This window comes from Aquibium carbonis, from assembly GCF_003970795.1.
GTDB lineage: Bacteria > Pseudomonadota > Alphaproteobacteria > Rhizobiales > Rhizobiaceae > Aquibium > Aquibium carbonis.
The window spans coordinates 1-16,323 of record NZ_RWKW01000056.1 but is presented as its reverse complement, the minus strand read 5'-3'; the positions used below and the strand labels follow the sequence as shown (position 1 = coordinate 16,323).

Below are 16,323 nucleotides of genomic sequence, written 5' to 3'. Positions count from 1 at the left end.
TAATACGGAACGAAGTAGAAGCGGGGACGTCGCGTTGAATGACCTGGGGCATGCAATGAGGATACGGGCGGCTGAGCAGATGCATGGACGTTTGCGCGTCGGCATCGGAGCGGCAGTCATGTTCGGCGTCGCGGCGTCCTTCGGCGCGGGCGCGGCCCACGCGCAGGATCCGACGTCGACCCTCATCCAGCAACTCGAGCAACGCCTGGAGGAGTTCGAGCGGCAGAACCGTGTCGAGCAGCAGGGCGATCCGGTCATCACCGATCCGCTTCGCCGCGCCGACCTGCCGCCGCCGGGCGGGCCGACGATCACGCTCCTGGATGTCGAGTTCGAGAATGATTCGGAGTTCCTGTCAGACGCCGAACTTCGTGACATTGCCCAGCAGTATATCGGTCGACCGATCGATTTTTCCGAGATCGCGCGTCTCGTCCGAACCGTGAACGACCTTTATGCCGAGCGTGGGATCGTCACCGCCAGCGCCATCCTGCCGCCGCAGGATCTTTCCGACCGCGTTTTGAACATTCGCCTCATCGAGGGCAGGCTCGGCAGCATTGCGGTGGTCGGCGACCGTCGGACGCGGGATCAGTTCATTCTGGACCGTGTCCGGCTCGTCAAAGGCGACCGCGTCGTGGACGTCCCCACGGCCTCGCGCGACATCACCTTCTCCAACCGGACGAGCCTGATGCAGATGCGCATGCTTCTGCAGCCAGGTGCCACCTTCGGCCTGACCGACATTGCACTCGGTATCACCGAGCCGCCCCGGAACCAGCTGACGGCCTACGTCGACAATCAGGGCGTCGAATCCACGGGAGACGTGACCGCGGGTCTGATCTGGCGGCATTATGGCGCGCTTGGGATCGACGACAGTTTCCTCGCCTTCCTGACCCGGTCGCGCGGTAGCGTGTCCGGAACCTTCAACTACGACCTTCCGGTCAGCAGCTTCGGAACGCGCCTGGGCGTGGGCTACACCGGGACCGGCACCACCGTGGTGGACGGCCCGGCCGAGCCGCTCGACGTGACGGGCGAGGCCCATGCGGGCACCGTCACGATTTCGCAGGCGCTCCTGGCAACCACGGGCTGGCTGGTCCAGGCCAACACGTCGGTTTCCTACGGCAGCTCGAAATCCAACATCGGACCGGTCCCACAGGTCGATGCGCTGACGACGCGCGTGGTGGTGGGCGTCCCGATCAGCCACACGGGCGAGCGCCACAACATCTACATCCAGCCGCAGGTCGTCTATGCCCATGTCGAGGATCAACTCGCGCCCGATCCGATCAGCGGCCGCGACATCGTGCTCTTCACCGGCAGTGGCGGCGGCACGCTGGCCTACGACCAGCGCTACAGCGCCCATGTTCGTGGCGCCTGGCAGTACACCGGCGAGGAGCTGATTCCGGGAAACCTGCTGTTCAACGTCGGCGGACCGACCACGGTTCGCGGCTACCCGTCCGATGGCGTCGCAGGCGACAGTGGCTACTTCCTGCAGGCTGAACTCAGCCGCCGCTTTTCCGAGAGTTTTGCCGGGCTCAACACCTTCGTGTTTGCCGATGTCGGCGAAGTCTTTTCGACCTTCCCGGATCGCACGACGCTGGTGTCGGCGGGCCTGGGCCTGTCCTACGACATCGGCACTCAGGCAACCTTCGAACTCACGGCGGCATTCCCGATCCTCGACGCGATGGCGAACCAGCCGGACGTGGCGGTGTATGGACGCCTCACCGCTCGAATGTTCTGAAGCAGGCGCGCCCGCTCAGCGCCAATCGAAGCGTTCGAACCGGACGGAGACGCCGGGCTCGACAGCGGCCATGTCCGGCGACAGCATGGCGATCCCGTCTGCATCGGCCATCGATCGAAGGCTGGCGGATGACCCTCGTCCGAGCATCCTGAGGATCGGCAGTCCGGCGGCATCCTGTCCGTCGGTTCGGACCGGTACGAACTCGGTGCGGCCATGCGTCTTGGCGTAATGGAAACCGGTTGCGGCCGTCTGCCAGTCCGGCGCGGTTCGGCCTAGTCCCGCCAACCGGCGAAGTGCGGGCAACGCGATCATGCGGAACGTCACCAGCGCGGCATTGGGGTTTCCGGGAAGTCCGAGAAACAGTGCCGGCCCGAGTTTGCCCACCTTCACCGGCTTGCCGGGCCGCATCGCCACCTTCAGGACGTCGAGCGTCCCACCACCGGAACCTACGGCCCAGGTGACATGGTCTTCCTCGCCGGCCGAAACGCCACCGGTGGTGATGACGGCGTCGCAGCGCGCCGACGCGTCGGCCAGGGCCGCACCAATCGCGTCGCGCGTGTCGGGCACGATGCCGAAGTCTATCACTTCGGCCCAGCGGCACGTATCGAGACCGGCGCGAAGCATCACGCGATTGGAGTTGTAGATCTGGCCTGGATGAAGCGGTTGTCCTGGCTCGCGCAGTTCGCTGCCAGTCGACACGAGACCGACGCGGATCTTGCGGAAAACATCGATCCTCGTCAGTCCCTGTCCGGCGAGAAGCGCGAGGTGCTGGGGCTTCAGTGCGTCGCCGGCCATTACGAGACGTTCTCCCCGGCCCACGTCTTCTCCCGCGCGGCGGATGTTCAGGCCGACCCGCGGCCGCTCGTCGATGATGACTGCAGCGCCATCGACGCGGCATCTTTCCTGCATGATGACGGCATCGAACCCGTGGGGAACGCTTGCCCCGGTGAGGATGCGGGCTGCGCCGGGAAGGGGCCTGCTCGGTGTGTCGCCGGCCGCGATCCGGCCCGAAATCGGCAGCCGCCACGGGCCTGGCCCCTGCAGATCGTCCAGCCTGACCGCATACCCGTCCATCGCCGAGGCGTTGAAGGGCGGCAGGGCCAGCGCCGCCTCGACGTCGTCGGCCAGCACCCGTCCATTCGCTGCGAGCAGGTCCACGGATTGGGTCGTGGCCACGGGCACCGCGGCGGCAATCGCCTTGGCGGCGGCGATATCGACCGGAATGACGGCCGCCGCACTGCCGGCTTCGCAAAGTTTTGGGAGGGAACGCGCGATCGTGCTCATGGCTACTCCAGATGGGTCTGAAGACAGGAATGTCGATGATGTCACGATGCCCTCCGGATTACTTCTGAAGGCGCCGCCGGGACAATGTGGCCCGGCGGCGCGAGGCGAGGCGTTCAGCCCGCGCTGTACTCCATGGACTTGAACGACAGATCCGCCGCCGAGGCCGGCGCATCCGAGATCTTCCGGATGTTGGCCCAGGTGTGCTTGTAGTTCGGCAGCATCAGTTCGTTCGTCCCGGCATTGACGATGTTGCCCTGCGCGCCGTTGGGCGCGCCGAACACCATGAAGGTCTCCTTACGTCTGGCCGTGGGCGTCGGATAAACCAGCGCCTGAGTGGCGCCGACGTCGTTGAAGACCTCGACCAGGTCGCCGGCCTTCACTCCAAGGTCGGCCATGTCCTCCGGATTGATCTCGATATAGGGTATCGGGAAACGGTCGGAGACGAAGTCGTTGGCCTTGTCCAGGAACCAGTTCTGCCAGATGACATTGGCACGGCCGTTGTTGATGAGGAAGGCGAAATTGTCCCTCTGATAGGCCTTTCCGGGCGCCTGCAGCCCGCGCCACTCGCCGCCGCAGAACAGTGCCTTGCCGTCCTCGCGTCCGTGGCGGGTGAACCGGCCGTCGGTGTAGAGGCGCTTGGTGCCCACCAGCTTTCCGTTCTCGTAGCCGACCACCGGCTCCTGCACGCCGTTGTTGCCCATGGCGCGCAAGCGGTCATAGGTCACCTCGGGATTGCCGGAGTGATAGCCGTCCATGAAGGCGTCTTCCTCGGTCTCCCAGTCGTAGCCCTTGAACTGGTCGGCATAGGCGTCGCGGCCCTGTTCGCGCAGCACCCGCTCGAGGTTCTGGGCAATTCCGGCGGCAATCAGGCAGTCGGGTTTGGCGTTGCCCGGACCGTCCATATATTTCTCGACGAGGCGCAGGCGGCGCTCGCCGTTCATGGAGGTCAGGTTCATCTCGCCCGATTCCACCGCCGGCAGGATGACGTGGGCTGCCTGCCCGATCTGGCTGTGGATGATGTCGACATTGACCGAGAACAGCCCGCCGGCATTGATGGCGCCGACGATGGCGTCCACCAGTTGTTCGCGGGTCGATCCCGCGTGGGCGTCCATGGCGTCCTTCACCATGTTGGTGCGACGGTTGTACTCGCGCTTGAACTCGGTCGCGTTGAGCGTGGTCTTGTAGTGGTCGTTGGCCCAGATGTGGTGCACCTTGCCGCGGCCGCCGATGATGAGCTGATCGATATAGGGGGCAGGGCGACCGACATGCGCATCTGACGGACGGAAATAGCCTTCCTGATGGCCGCCGAGGCGGCACACGCCGCCGCCTTCGCGGCCGATGTTGCCGGTGGCGAGGCCGATGTTCATCAGCGCGCCGATGACGCGGTAATTGTCGTTGCCCCAGATGATGCCCTTCTCGTAGCCGGTGGCGCATTTGCGGCGCGAACCGTCGTCCTTCGGCTTGGCGATCCACTCGGCCGCCTTGACGATGTCGGCCTCGGACAGGCCGGTGATCGACGCGCCTTCGGCAAGCGACGTCCTGCATTTCGCCCGCGCCATCTCGAAGGAGCCGAGCGCGGCCGGGTGCGCCTCGTCGAGCCCGACGGCAACATCGCCCTGAAAGGTCGATGCGGCGATGAAGTCCTTGTCCACCCAGCCCTGGTCGGCAATGTAGGTGAACAGCGTGTTGAACAGCGCGAGATCCGTGCCGGTCTTGATCGCCAGATGCAACACGTTCTCGGCGCCGGCCTCGACCTCGCAGGCATTGGTCGTCACCGTGCGGCGGGGGTCGACGATGATCACCTTGGCGCCGTTCCTGATCCCCGGCACCATGTGGTTCAGGAACAGGTTCGTCTGGCATTCCAGCGGGTTGGTGCCGACCAGCATGATCGTGTCGGTCAGCGTATAGTCCTCATAGGCGTAGTTCAGCTCGTCAATGCCCATGTCGCGGGTGGAATGGACCTCGGAATTGTAGGCCGGGCGGTTGTGGATGCGGCAGTTCCTGACCTTCATCGAGCCGAAATAGAGTTTTCCGGTGCCCCAGGTGTTCTCGTAGCCGCCAGCCGAGCCGCCATGGTCGAACATCGAGACGAACAGGTCGTCCTCGTCGTCCTTGTCGATGACGCGAGCGGTGACGCGGGCGACGAGATCGAGCGCATCGTTCCAGCTCGTCGGTTGCCAGGTGCCATAGCGCCAGACCATCGGCTCGGTCAGCCGCTGCTGCTGCGTGCCCGTCTTGTCGGAACGGCGGTTTTCGGCCATGCGCGCGCCGCGGACGGAGCCGAGGCCGGAGTTCACCACGCAGCCATGGTCGGGCTTGATGACCAGATGGACGTCCTTCCCGTCCTGCCGGACGATGTTGTACATCGACGGCGCGTACCAGGCCTCGGTCTCGGCCGGCTGCTGCTCGGCGAGATCGACGCCGAAGGCATTGGCGTCGGCGGCGGTGCCGCCCTGTTTGTTCACCGGCCAGGTGTAGGCATGGTAGCCGCAGCCGACGATGCAGTAGTGGCAGGTGACGTTGTGCTTCTTCGCGTCAGCCGGAATGATCGGCAGGCGGTCGATGTGTCGCTTGTAGGCCATGATCCGTCCCTCCCTATGCCAGCACGTTGGACAGGCGGCCGTAGAGCAGCTCGTCCACGCCTTCGGCGTAGATGTCGCCCTTCTCGTCCACCCTCAGCGCATATTGCGGCAGGTTCTGCGTCGCCTGTCCCCAGATCTGCTGACCACCGGCCTCGCAGTCGAAGCGGGAATAGTGGCCGGGACAGTTCAGCGTCCGGTCGCCGGCGACATAGTTGAGCGGAAAGCCCTTGTGCGGACAGATGGTCGAGAAGCCGACGATGTCGCCGTCGGGTCCGGCACCACCTTCGACCGGCGTGCCGAGCTTGATGAGCACGCCGGGTGCGTCCTCGTCGGGATAGCTCACGTCCAGCGGCTCGTTGAGGGCGAGATCGGCGATGTTGCCCAGGCGGTTGGTAGGGTAGTCGACCCGCGCGAGCGCGGCGGCCTTTGCCGGTTGGGCAGGGAGCGCCACGGTGGTGGCGGCCCCTGCCGCGGCCAGTGCACTTCCCCGTAGAAACTGTCTGCGGCCGACATCGACCAATTTGCTGCAGCGATCCATTCCATCCTCCCTGGTTCGCGACTGGGTACGCGAGGGGTGGTGCAAGGTTGGTGCCAGTCGTCCCGCGTTGGGCGAAGGGAGCGAAGTCAGTGGCTTGCGGCGGGTGCCAGGAAACTGCGTCCGGAAATCCGGACATGCTGCGCTGCCGTTGGTCTGGAAAGCCGGACATGCCGGACCGCGAAGGATTCCGGTCGATTTCGGCGGCCTCGATCGCTAATCTGGGGAACAGGGAGGATCGCAATTTTGACCGAACGGCATTCGGCCGAAAGCCAGCTCGTGACGCGCCGCACGGCGATCGCCCTGGCCGGGAGCGCAGTCGCTTCGCTCGCGCTGGCGCCGGACCAGGCCAGCGCGCAGGACGGATTCAAGTTCGGCCTGACGCCGGTCTTCCTGTCGAACGATCTCGAACTGCTCGCTGTGCTGCGCGCCTATCTCACCGAGGCGATCGGCGAGCCTGTGGAACTGGTCAGCCGCCGGACTTATCAGGAAATCACCGCGCTCCTGGTCGCGGGCCAGCTTCATGCGGCGTGGATCTGCGGCTACCCGTATGTCCAGTTCAGGTCGGATCTCGATCTCGTCGCCACCCCGTCCTGGCACGGCAAGCCGCTCTACCAATCCTATTTGATTGCCGCCGCCGACAGGCCGGCTGCGCAGTGGGAGGAACTGAAAGGCGACATCCATGCCTTCTCCGATCCCGATTCCAATTCCGGTTTCCTCGTCACCCGCGCGCTCCTGGCAGAGAACGGCCTGAAGCCGGAAGGCTTCTTCGCCCGAAGCTTCTACACCTATGGCCATCGCAACGTGATCCGTGCGGTGGCCGCTGGTCTCGCCCAGTCGGGCAGCGTCGATGGCTATGTCTGGGACGTGATGCGCGAGATGGAACCGGACCTCGTCAACCAGACGCGGATCGTGCGCCGCTCCGAATGGCTGGGCTTCCCGCCGGTCGCCTCGTCCAAGGCACTGGCCGGCGACCCGCGCCTGGCGCGGCTGAAAGATGCGCTGACGGCGATGGACCGACACGAACAAGGTCGCAAGGTCTTGGCGCTGCTGCGCCTCGACGGCTTCCTGGCTACCGAACCGGGCCTGTTCGACGCGATTGCCGCCAAGGTCGATGCCGTGAGGCGGTTCGGATGAGCTTGCTCCGTCGCCTCCGCGCCATTCCGGTCTCCTACAGGGTGCCCCTTCTGGTGGCACTGCTGATGGTGGCGATCAGCGCGGTGATCTCCGAGCGGGTGCTGGACCGGCTGTCACGGACTCAGGAATCCTTCCTCGACGGTCTCGCCGGCAGCTATCTCGACGGATTGACCGCGGCGGTCCTGCCGGCCGTGCTGCGCGGCGACGTCTGGGAAGTCTTCGATGCGCTCGATCGGTCCCAGCAATCCTACAGGGCGCTCTCGCCGATCGAAGCGGTGGTCACCGGTGCCGATGGCAAGGTTCTGGCGGCCACGGACCCGACGCGCATTCCGTCTTTTTCCGATCTGCCGCAGGCCTATGCTTCGCGCTACGGCTCCACGACCGTGACCTTCGACCGGAACTCGGACACCGGTTTCGCCTATCGCGACCTCGTCCATCAGGGCCAGAAGATCGGGGCGATCCACACAGCCTTCGACGCCGCGCACATCTTTGCCGAGCGTCGCGAGATCCTGGCGACGCTGCTCGTCACGAACGGCATCCTCGCCGCGATCTTTTCGCTCGGCGGCTTCCTGCTCGTGCGTCGCATGATCGAACCGATGCGGGTGCTGGAAGACCACATGCGCGCCGCCGCGAAGGGGGTCGCCGAGCCCATTTCGCCGCGCGAGTTTCCAGCCCGAGGCGGCGAGGTGGCGAGCCTCTTCAACGGCTACAACGCGCTCGTACAGGCCGAGCGCGAGCGCGCCAACTTTGCCATGCAGCTTGCCGAGGAGGAAAAGCTCGCGAGCCTTGGCCGGCTGGCGTCGGGCATGGCGCACGAGATCAACAACCCGCTCGGCGGCCTGTTCAATGCGATCGACACGCTGAAGACGCACGGCAAGACGCCAGGCGTGCGTGACACGTCGATCAGCCTGATCGAGCGCGGGCTGAACGGCATCCGCGAGGTCGTGGAGGCGGCGCTGGCTACCTATCGTCCGGAGCGATCTGCACGGCCGCTCAGCGCCGACGATCTCGAAGACGTCAAGGTGCTGATGAAACCGGAACTGCGGCGTCGTCGGCAGAAGCTGGACTGGCAGGTGGACTGGCCGGCCGAGCTTCCGGAAACGATCCCCGGAGGACCGGTGCGACAGGCGGTCCTGAACCTGTTGCTCAACGCGAGTGCCGCCACCCCCGAAGGCGGCGCGATCGGACTGAGCGTCGAGCGGACGGCGAACCGCCTCGAGATTTCGGTGTCGGATGAGGGAACGGGCATGCCCAGGTATGCGATCGCCATGCTGAGCGACGATGATCCCGGACCCGCCGTTCGCGCCGGACGGGGCCTCGGCCTGTGGATGGTGCGCCGCATGGTCGACGCCTGCGGGGGAACGGCGACCGTCAAGCCCGGTCCGTCTCGCGGATCGACGGTCACGCTGTTCCTGCCGATAGGAAAGAATGCAAAGGATGAACGCAGCCATGCCGCCTGAGATCGCGCGCATCGGTCTGGTCGAGGATGACCCCGTCATGGGCGGCTCCATCGTCCAGCGACTGGAACTCGAAGGCTGGGACGTCACGTGGTGGCAGACCGGGCACGAGGCCGTCTCCGGCCTTAGTCGTGTTGCCGGAGCGCTCGATCTCGTCATCTGCGACATCCAGCTGCCGGACATGTCCGGCGAGGCCGTGTTTGCTGAACTGGCGCGGCAACCCAACGCGCCACCCTTCCTGTTCATCACCGGCTTCGCCGAGATCGACCAGGCGGTGAGGCTCATGCGATCCGGCGCGGTCGACTTCATGACCAAGCCCTTCGCGATGGATGATTTCCTGAAACGGATCGCCACCGGTCGGCGCAGCGCGCGCGCGGGCACGCGGCTGAAGGACTACGTTCTCGGCCAGTCGCCGTCGATGCAGCATACCGAGGACCTGATCCATCGATACGCGGCGCATGACCTGCCGGTGCTGATCACGGGCGAGACCGGCTCCGGCAAGGAGGTCGCGGCGCGGCTGCTGCACCAGGTCTCGGCACGCGCGCAGCAGCCCTTCGTCGCGGTGAACTGCGCCGCGATCCCGGCCGACCTCCTGGAAAGCGAGATCTTCGGCCACGAGAAGGGGGCCTTCACCGGGGCGCACCAGCGCCATCTGGGCTATGCCGAGCGTGCGAAGGGCGGCACGCTGTTCCTGGACGAAATCGGCGACATGCCGATGGCGCTTCAGGCCAAGCTGCTGCGATTGATCGAAAGCGAATCCTTCACGCGGCTGGGAGGCGAGACTGCGGTCCCTTTCCGCGCCCGGATCGTAGCCGCCACGCATCGCGACCTCGCGCCGGGACAAGCGTCGGGTTTCCGCGAGGACCTCTACTTCCGGATCGCTGTCCTGCCGGTCGAGGTCCCGCCGCTTCGGCAGCGGCCGGAAGACATCCTCTGGCTGCTCGATCGCTTCCTGGAGAACGCCGCTGCCCGCTCCGACGCCCGAATCCGCGGCATCAGCGCACTGACGGAGGAAGCGGCTCTCGCGCACCCCTGGCCGGGCAACGTGCGCGAATTGCGCAACCGCGTCGACCGGGCGGTCGCCTTGTCGGCGTCGGAATGGATCATGCCGGGCGACCTCTTTCCCGACCGGCCGGGCACTACCAGCGCACCGGGCTTCCTTCCCCTGGCCGACGTCCGCGACGCGGCCGAGCGGCGGCAGATCGAGCGCGCGCTCGAACAGACCAGCGGCCAGGTCATCAAGGCCGCCGAACTGCTGGGCATCGGCCGCTCGACGCTCTGGGAGAAGATGACGCGGCTCGGCGTTCGGGGTTGAACCTGTCCCTCGACTGACGGGCTGCGGCATCGCCGGGGCGGACGGGAACCCCCCGCGGAACAAAAACCGCGGCTGCGCTCGGGGCAGGGGATCATTCGGCTCGGGTCGCGGCCCGGCCCAGTGCACGCCCCATCTCGATGAAGGCGCGGAACGCGGCCGACGGGTTCTTGCGCCCGGGGTAGTAGAGGCAAAGCGGAGCCGTCGGGGGCATCCAATCCCCGAGGACCCGCTCCAGCCGTCCTGCGGCAATGTCCTCACGCACGTCGGCTTCCATGAAGAAGCCGATCCCGATCCCGTCCAGCACGGCTATCCGGGCGAGCGTCGCCTCGTCGAGGGTGATGGGGCCACCCACCTCGATCTGGACGGGATTTCCGTCCTTCTCGAAGTGCCATCGATAAGGTGCGCCGTTGGGCAGACGGATGCGGATGCATTGGTGGCCGAGAAGATCGGGTGGCACGCGCGGCCGCCCGTTTGCTGCCAGGTAGGCCGGGGTGGCGACCGCCACGAAGCTGCGCGGCGCCCCGAGCGGAATGGCGATCATGTCGCTCGGCACCAGATCCGCCGTCCGGATCCCCAGGTCGAATCCCTCGGCGACGATGTCGACGATGCGGCCCTCGGTGACGAGATCGACATGGACCTGGGGATGGCGCCGCAGGAAGGCGATGACCAGAGGCACGAGGATTTCGCGGGCGCCCGTGGCAAAGGCATTGATGCGCAACGTCCCAGATGGCGTGTCCTGCTGTGATCGCACCGCCGCCATCGCATCCTGGATGTCGCGCAGCGCTGGCGTCACCTGCGCGACGAAGGTGCGGCCGGCATCCGTCAGCGAAACGCTGCGCGTCGTGCGGTTGAACAGTCGGACGCCGAGTTGGCGTTCGACCTTGCCGATCAGGTTGCTGAGCGCGGTCGTCGACAGGCCGAGTTCGAGCGCCGCCGCTCGGAAGGAGCCGCGGGTCGCAATCGCGAGCACCGCTTCGAGTTCGACCAGGCCTTGTCGCGACATTGTTCCGATTTCCGAAATGTAAGGTTCAGCTTTGTCCCAGTTATCGTGGGTAACGTCTACCCCTAGATTACAGCCATCGACGTCGGGGCAGCCCAATGACCGGGCTCCCGCCATCACAAGAAAAGGAGATGTCAGATGAAGCTGCAGCTACCCAGTCCTATTGCCGCCTATTTCGAAGCCGATCGGAGCAGAAGCGCCGATGCCGTCGCCGCGTGTTTCCGCGACGATGCCGTCGTGAAGGACGAGCGCAAGGTTCACGCCGGACGAGAGGCCATCCGTCGCTGGAAGGCGGAAGCATCGACGGCGTTTTCCTACACGGTGGAGCCCTTCGCGATCGCAAGGGATCCTGGCCGCACGGTGGTGACGAGCCATGTCGTGGGCGACTTTCCCGGCAGCCCGATCGATCTCAGGTACCTTTTCGTCCTCGATGGCGACAGGATCGCGGAACTGGAGATCGTCCCATGATCCCCTTCGTCACGCTCGAAGGCCAGCGCGCGCTCGTAACCTCGGGCACACGCGGCGCCGGTGCCGCAACGGTGCGGCTGTTTCGCGAACTGGGCGCCGAGGTGCTGACCAGCGCGCGCTCCAGGCCCGACACGCTCGACGAGGGCGTCAGCTTCGTTGCCGCGGACCTCACGTCGGGCGAGGGGTGCGAAGCGCTCGCCGCCGCCGTCAGGGAGCGATTGGGCGGCGTCGACATCGTCGTCCACATGCTTGGCGGTTCGTCGGCTCCAGCGGGCGGCTTCGCGGCGCTCGGCGATGCCGAATGGAGGCGTGAACTCGACCTCAACCTGATGCCTGCGGTGCGGCTCGATCGCGCCCTCGTGCCGGGCATGGTCGCGCAGGGCGGCGGCGTGGTCGTGCACGTCACCTCCATCCAGCGCACCTTGCCGCTGCCCGACGCGACGACGGCCTACGCGGCAGCGAAGGCGGCGCTCTCGACCTACAGCAAGGCGCTCTCGAAGGAGGTGTCGCCGAAGGGCGTCCGCGTCGTGCGAGTCTCGCCCGGTTGGATCGAGACGGAGGCCGCCGTAAGCCTGGCCGAACGCCTCGGTGCCGAGGCCGGAGGTGATGCCGAGGCGGGCAAGCGCCTGATCATGGCGGCCCTTGGGGGAATTCCGCTTGGCCGCCCATCCACGCCCGAGGAGATCGCGAGCCTGGTCGCATTCCTTGCGTCCCATCGCGCAGGTAGCATCACGGGCGCCGAGTTCGTGATCGACGGCGGCACGATTCCGACCGTGTGAGCAGGGCGGCCCTCCGGTCGGCGTCGATCCAACCTGACGCAAAGGTAAGGGTGACGCAGAAAAGACTTGTGGTCGTTTGTCCATACATCTAGGCTGATAAGCGTAGATTTGTAATGATAAATGAACCGACCGATCCGATCCTCGGCTGGTCGGCGCGGACACCGGTTGTCGAGATCGGATCCACGGCGTGACGAGCCATATCGGCCTCGCGCGCTTCGCGTCACAGTGTCGTAGCATGCCCGCATGGGGCGAGAGGAGGGTAGACGTGACTGCAACGGAACACACACCGACGGGAAGGGCATCGCCCGGTGCCAGCGGGCTCCGCCTCGGCGTCGATGTCGGAGGCACCTTCACCGATCTCCTTTTGCTCGACGAGAAGAATGGCCGCACTTACATGGCCAAGGTTCCCTCGACCCCGCAGGACAGCTCGATCGGCGTCCTGAACGGCATCGAGAAGATCTGCCGCATCGCCAACATCGATCCGCACGACATCACCGAGGTGATGCACGGCACGACCGTCGCCACGAACACCGTGCTGACCTCCTCCGGCGCGCTCGTCGGCCTGGTCACCACCAAGGGCTACCGCGACATCCTGCAGATCGCGCGTTCCTACGTTCCCGGCGGTCTGGGCGGCTGGGTGATCTGGAACAAGCGTCCGCCGCTGGCGCCGCTGGAATACACCATCGAGGCCGATGAGCGTCTCGATTCGAAGGGAGCGGTTCTCGTCCCGCTCGACGAAGACGCCATCCGGCGCGATCTGACCGCGCTCTTGTCGTCGGGTATCGAGGCGCTGACGATCGCTCTCTTCAACAGCTACACGAACGACGCTCACGAGCGCCGCATCGCCGAGATCGCGCAGGAAATCGCGCCCCATATCCCGGTCTCCACGTCCGCTGCCGTGATGCCGGAAATGTACGAATACGAGCGCACCGAAACGACGGTGGTCAATTCCTACGTCCGCCCGGTCGTGTCGAAATACGTCTCCAACCTTCAGGGCGAGATCCAGCGCCGGATGGGCAGCGACGTCAACCTGCGCATCCTGCGTTCGGATGGCGGCCTGTCCTCGGCGCAGGGCGCGATGGACCAGCCGGTCAACCTGCTGATGTCCGGCCCGGCCGGCGGCGTGGCCGGCGCGCTGTGGATCGCCAAGCAGGCGAAGATCAAGAACCTCCTCACGTTCGACATGGGTGGCACGTCCACCGACGTGGCGCTGATCCAGAACTCGGTGGCTCGCACCCGTCGCGAGACTCGCGTCGGCGACGTCACCGTCCGCGCTCCGTCGATCGACGTGCGCACGGTGGGTGCCGGCGGCGGCTCGATCGCCTACATTCCGGAACTCACCAAGGCGCTGCGCGTCGGCCCGCAATCCGCGGGCGCGGTTCCCGGTCCGGCCGCCTACAAGAAGGGCGGCGAACTGCCGACCGTGACCGACGCCAACGTGGTGCTCGGCTATCTCCCGTCGGATGCAAAGCTCGGTGGCGACATGGAGATCAGCCGCGAACTCGCCGCCAAGGCGGTTGGCACCATCGCCGACGCGCTGTCGATCTCCATCGAGGACGCGGCCGAAGGCATCGTTCGCATCGTCAACGAGAACATGGTGGGTGCGCTGCGCCTGGTCTCCGTCGAACAGGGCTACGATCCACGCGACTTCGCGCTGATCGGTTTCGGCGGCGCGGGACCGCTGCACGCGAACGCGCTCGCCCGCATCGTCAAGTCGTGGCCGGCCGTGATTCCGCCCGGACCGGGCGTGCTCTGTGCCTATGGCGACGCGACGACCCGTTTGCGCAACGAAGCGAGCCAGACCTACGTCACCCTGGTGCGCAACACTTCCGACGAGGAGATCAGCACGCGGCTCAAGGAGCTCGAGGCATCCGCGGCGCGCGAACTGACCGAAGAAGGCGTTGCCGACGCCGACCAGGCGGTGATGTATCAGATCGACATCCGGTACAAGGGCCAGGGCATGAAGCTGACGGTCGACATTTCGCCGGACGATTTCGCCGCCGAGGGACTGAAAGGGGTCGCGCGCCGCTTCGACGCCGAACACGAGCAGCTCTTCACCTTCGCGCTCGATTCCGAGCACGAGCTCGTCGGCCTGCGCGCCGTCGTCCAGGGTGCGGAGAAGAGCTTCATCAACCAGGAAACGGAACGGGCCGGTCCGGACGCCTCCGAAGCGCGCGTGCAGCCGACCCGGCTCTACGCCGATGGCGCCTGGCGCGAGGGTTACATCTACAACCGCGGCAAGCTGAAGCCGGGCAACAAGGTCGCGGGTCCAGCCATCGTCGTCGAGATGGATTCCACGACCGTCATCCTGCCGGACCACATTGGTCTCATCGATGAGGTCGGCAACATCCTGATCTGGCCCGCCGACCACAAGAACGTTCGCTGAGGGGGAAACGACATGTCAGCTCGTATCATCGAAACCAACACCGTTCCCTTCAGCCGCGTTCCGGTCGACCCCATCACGCTCGACATCGTCGAGAACGCCCTGCGCAACGCGCGAAACGAGATGGACGCCGTGCTCTTCCGCACCGCCATGTCGCCGGGCATCCGCGAGCAGCACGATGCCTTCCCCATGATCGCCAATCATGAAGGAAAGATGGTCGTCGGTCAGTTTGGCTCGTTCCTCTACGGCTTCATCGCCGGCTATGAGGGGACGATCGAGGATGGCGACATCTTCATCACCAACGATCCCTACAGCTGTGGCGGCGCGATCAGCCATCTCAACGACTGGCTGCTGATGATGCCGATCTTCCACAATGGCAAGCTGGTCAGCTGGGCGGCGATGTTCGGCCACATGACCGACGTGGGCGGCAAGGTGCCGGGCTCGCTGCCGACCGACGCCAAGATGATCTACGAAGAGGGGATCATCATCCCTCCGACCAAGATCTATCGCAACGCGCAGCTGCAGAGCGAGATTCTCAACATCCTGCTGCACAACACCCGCATGCCGGAATGGAACAAGTCCGACTTCTTCGCCATCATCGCGGCGCTCAGGCTGGCGGAACGACGCGTTCGCGAGAACATCGAGCGTTTCGGCGCGGACGAGTACATCTCGGCCATGTGGGACATGCTCGACCGCAACCGCGTCGCCATGAGCGCGATCATCCAGATGATCATCCCCGAAGCGAAGGACGGCAAGAAGGCCTATTTCGAGGACTATATCGACGACGACGGCATGGGCAACGGTCCCTACAAGATCGCCTGCTCGCTGCACCGCGAAGGCGAGATCGCCTTCTTCGACTTCTCGGCCAGCGATCCGCAGAGCTTCTCGTCGATCAACTTCCTGCTCAACGAAGAGATGTTCAAGATGTTCTTCGGGGCATTCACGATCAATCTCTTCGATCCGCAGATCCTGTTCAACGACGGGTTCTACGACCTGGTGAACGTGCACATCCCCGAAGGTTCGATCCTGAAGCCGAAGAAGCCGGCAGCGCTCTCGTGCCGTACCCACATGCTGGGACGCATCTTCGACCTGATGGGCGGGCTGCTCGGCCAGGGCGCGCCCGACGCGCTCAACGCGGCCGGCTTCTCCGATAGCCCGCACTTCATGTACTCGGGCTTCGACGAGAATGACGAGTGGTATCAGCTGTTCCAGATCGGCTTCGGCGGGGTTCCCGGCCGACCCGCCGGCGACGGACCGGACGGCCACTCGATGTGGCCTGCCTTCACCAACGTGCCGAACGAGTTCCTCGAGGCCTATTTCCCGCTGCGGATCCGTGAATACTCCACGATTCCCGACAGCGGCGGCGCCGGCCTGCATCGCGGCGGCAATGGCATCGTCATTGCCTACGAGATGACGCAGAAGGGCGAAGTCTCGATCCACGACGATCGCTGGCTGACCTATCCCTGGGGCGTCAATGGTGGCGAGCCGGGCCTGCGCTCCACCAAGCGCCTGGTGCGCACGGATGGCACGGAGGAGAACATCCCGTCGAAGTGCGACCGCATCGAGGTCAATCCCGGCGACATCCTCTACTTCAACACCTGGGGCGGCGGCGGTTGGGGCGACCCGACCAAGCGTGACGCGGCCACGGTCCTGC

The 16,323-nt window shown here is 65.6% G+C and carries 12 protein-coding genes; 8 read left to right on the top strand and 4 right to left on the bottom strand.

Annotation, left to right across the window (positions count from 1 at the left end):
* Nucleotides 1-118: 118 nt before the first annotated feature.
* A complete protein-coding gene (locus tag EJC49_RS15740; RefSeq protein ID WP_170314739.1) occupies nucleotides 119-1,729 on the top strand; it encodes a ShlB/FhaC/HecB family hemolysin secretion/activation protein in 1,611 nt (536 codons plus the stop codon).
* A gap of 15 nt (nucleotides 1,730-1,744) precedes the next feature.
* Here EJC49_RS15740 and EJC49_RS15735 read toward each other — a convergent pair whose 3' ends face one another.
* From EJC49_RS15735 to EJC49_RS15725, 3 genes are all read right to left on the bottom strand, one after another.
* The gene (locus tag EJC49_RS15735) at nucleotides 1,745-3,013 is read right to left on the bottom strand and encodes a molybdopterin molybdotransferase MoeA (protein WP_126700893.1); all 1,269 of its coding nucleotides are present in this window, start codon (nucleotides 3,011-3,013) and stop codon (nucleotides 1,745-1,747) included.
* A 113-nt stretch (nucleotides 3,014-3,126) separates the two neighbouring features.
* The gene (locus EJC49_RS15730; protein ID WP_126700892.1) at nucleotides 3,127-5,595 is read right to left on the bottom strand and encodes an arsenate reductase (azurin) large subunit; all 2,469 of its coding nucleotides are present in this window, start codon (nucleotides 5,593-5,595) and stop codon (nucleotides 3,127-3,129) included.
* 13 nt (nucleotides 5,596-5,608) lie between these two features.
* Nucleotides 5,609-6,133: an arsenate reductase (azurin) small subunit gene (locus EJC49_RS15725; protein WP_126700891.1), complete on the bottom strand. Its 525-nt coding sequence runs from the start codon at nucleotides 6,131-6,133 to the stop codon at nucleotides 5,609-5,611.
* Nucleotides 6,134-6,376: 243 nt separating this feature from the next.
* Here EJC49_RS15725 and EJC49_RS15720 point away from each other — a divergent pair, with 243 nt between their 5' ends.
* The 3 genes from EJC49_RS15720 to EJC49_RS15710 are packed head-to-tail and all read left to right on the top strand — an operon-like array spanning nucleotide 6,377 to nucleotide 10,039.
* Nucleotides 6,377-7,267: a substrate-binding domain-containing protein gene (locus tag EJC49_RS15720; RefSeq protein WP_245453420.1), complete on the top strand. Its 891-nt coding sequence runs from the start codon at nucleotides 6,377-6,379 to the stop codon at nucleotides 7,265-7,267.
* Nucleotides 7,264-8,727, top strand: a complete 1,464-nt coding sequence (locus EJC49_RS15715; RefSeq protein WP_126700890.1) for a sensor histidine kinase — start codon at nucleotides 7,264-7,266, stop codon at nucleotides 8,725-8,727. The genes EJC49_RS15720 and EJC49_RS15715 overlap by 4 nt, the downstream gene beginning before the upstream one ends.
* Complete coding sequence (locus EJC49_RS15710) at nucleotides 8,717-10,039, top strand: sigma-54-dependent transcriptional regulator (protein WP_126700889.1); 1,323 nt, start codon at nucleotides 8,717-8,719, stop codon at nucleotides 10,037-10,039. Before EJC49_RS15715 ends, EJC49_RS15710 begins: the two co-directional genes overlap by 11 nt.
* A 91-nt stretch (nucleotides 10,040-10,130) precedes the next feature.
* Here the strand turns inward: EJC49_RS15710 and EJC49_RS15705 are convergent, their stop codons facing one another.
* Nucleotides 10,131-11,042, bottom strand: a complete 912-nt coding sequence (locus tag EJC49_RS15705) for a LysR family transcriptional regulator (RefSeq protein ID WP_126700888.1) — start codon at nucleotides 11,040-11,042, stop codon at nucleotides 10,131-10,133.
* 135 nt (nucleotides 11,043-11,177) lie between these two features.
* Here EJC49_RS15705 and EJC49_RS15700 point away from each other — a divergent pair, with 135 nt between their 5' ends.
* The 4 genes from EJC49_RS15700 to EJC49_RS15685 all read left to right on the top strand — a co-directional run.
* Entirely contained in the window at nucleotides 11,178-11,507 is a 330-nt protein-coding gene (locus tag EJC49_RS15700) for a nuclear transport factor 2 family protein (protein WP_126700887.1), read from the top strand.
* Nucleotides 11,504-12,286 (top strand): SDR family oxidoreductase, encoded by a 783-nt coding sequence (locus tag EJC49_RS15695; protein WP_126700886.1) that lies wholly within the window; start codon nucleotides 11,504-11,506, stop codon nucleotides 12,284-12,286. The genes EJC49_RS15700 and EJC49_RS15695 overlap by 4 nt, the downstream gene beginning before the upstream one ends.
* Before the next feature lie 265 nt (nucleotides 12,287-12,551).
* On the top strand, nucleotides 12,552-14,672 hold the full coding sequence (locus EJC49_RS15690; RefSeq protein ID WP_210211808.1) for a hydantoinase/oxoprolinase family protein: 2,121 nt from the start codon (nucleotides 12,552-12,554) through the stop codon (nucleotides 14,670-14,672).
* Nucleotides 14,673-14,684: 12 nt separating this feature from the next.
* A partial coding sequence (locus EJC49_RS15685; protein WP_148106304.1) for a hydantoinase B/oxoprolinase family protein occupies nucleotides 14,685-16,323 on the top strand: 1,639 nt, incomplete at its 3' end.

Coding starts and splice junctions, on each gene's coding strand:
- EJC49_RS15695 (WP_126700886.1), top strand. CDS start 11,504: ATGATCCCCTTCGTCACGCTCGAAGGCCAGCGCGCGCTCGTAACCTCG.
- EJC49_RS15740 (WP_170314739.1), top strand. CDS start 119: ATGTTCGGCGTCGCGGCGTCCTTCGGCGCGGGCGCGGCCCACGCGCAG.
- EJC49_RS15700 (WP_126700887.1), top strand. CDS start 11,178: ATGAAGCTGCAGCTACCCAGTCCTATTGCCGCCTATTTCGAAGCCGAT.
- EJC49_RS15705 (WP_126700888.1), bottom strand. CDS start 11,042: ATGTCGCGACAAGGCCTGGTCGAACTCGAAGCGGTGCTCGCGATTGCG.
- EJC49_RS15715 (WP_126700890.1), top strand. CDS start 7,264: ATGAGCTTGCTCCGTCGCCTCCGCGCCATTCCGGTCTCCTACAGGGTG.
- EJC49_RS15730 (WP_126700892.1), bottom strand. CDS start 5,595: ATGGCCTACAAGCGACACATCGACCGCCTGCCGATCATTCCGGCTGAC.
- EJC49_RS15725 (WP_126700891.1), bottom strand. CDS start 6,133: ATGGATCGCTGCAGCAAATTGGTCGATGTCGGCCGCAGACAGTTTCTA.
- EJC49_RS15710 (WP_126700889.1), top strand. CDS start 8,717: ATGCCGCCTGAGATCGCGCGCATCGGTCTGGTCGAGGATGACCCCGTC.
- EJC49_RS15735 (WP_126700893.1), bottom strand. CDS start 3,013: ATGAGCACGATCGCGCGTTCCCTCCCAAAACTTTGCGAAGCCGGCAGT.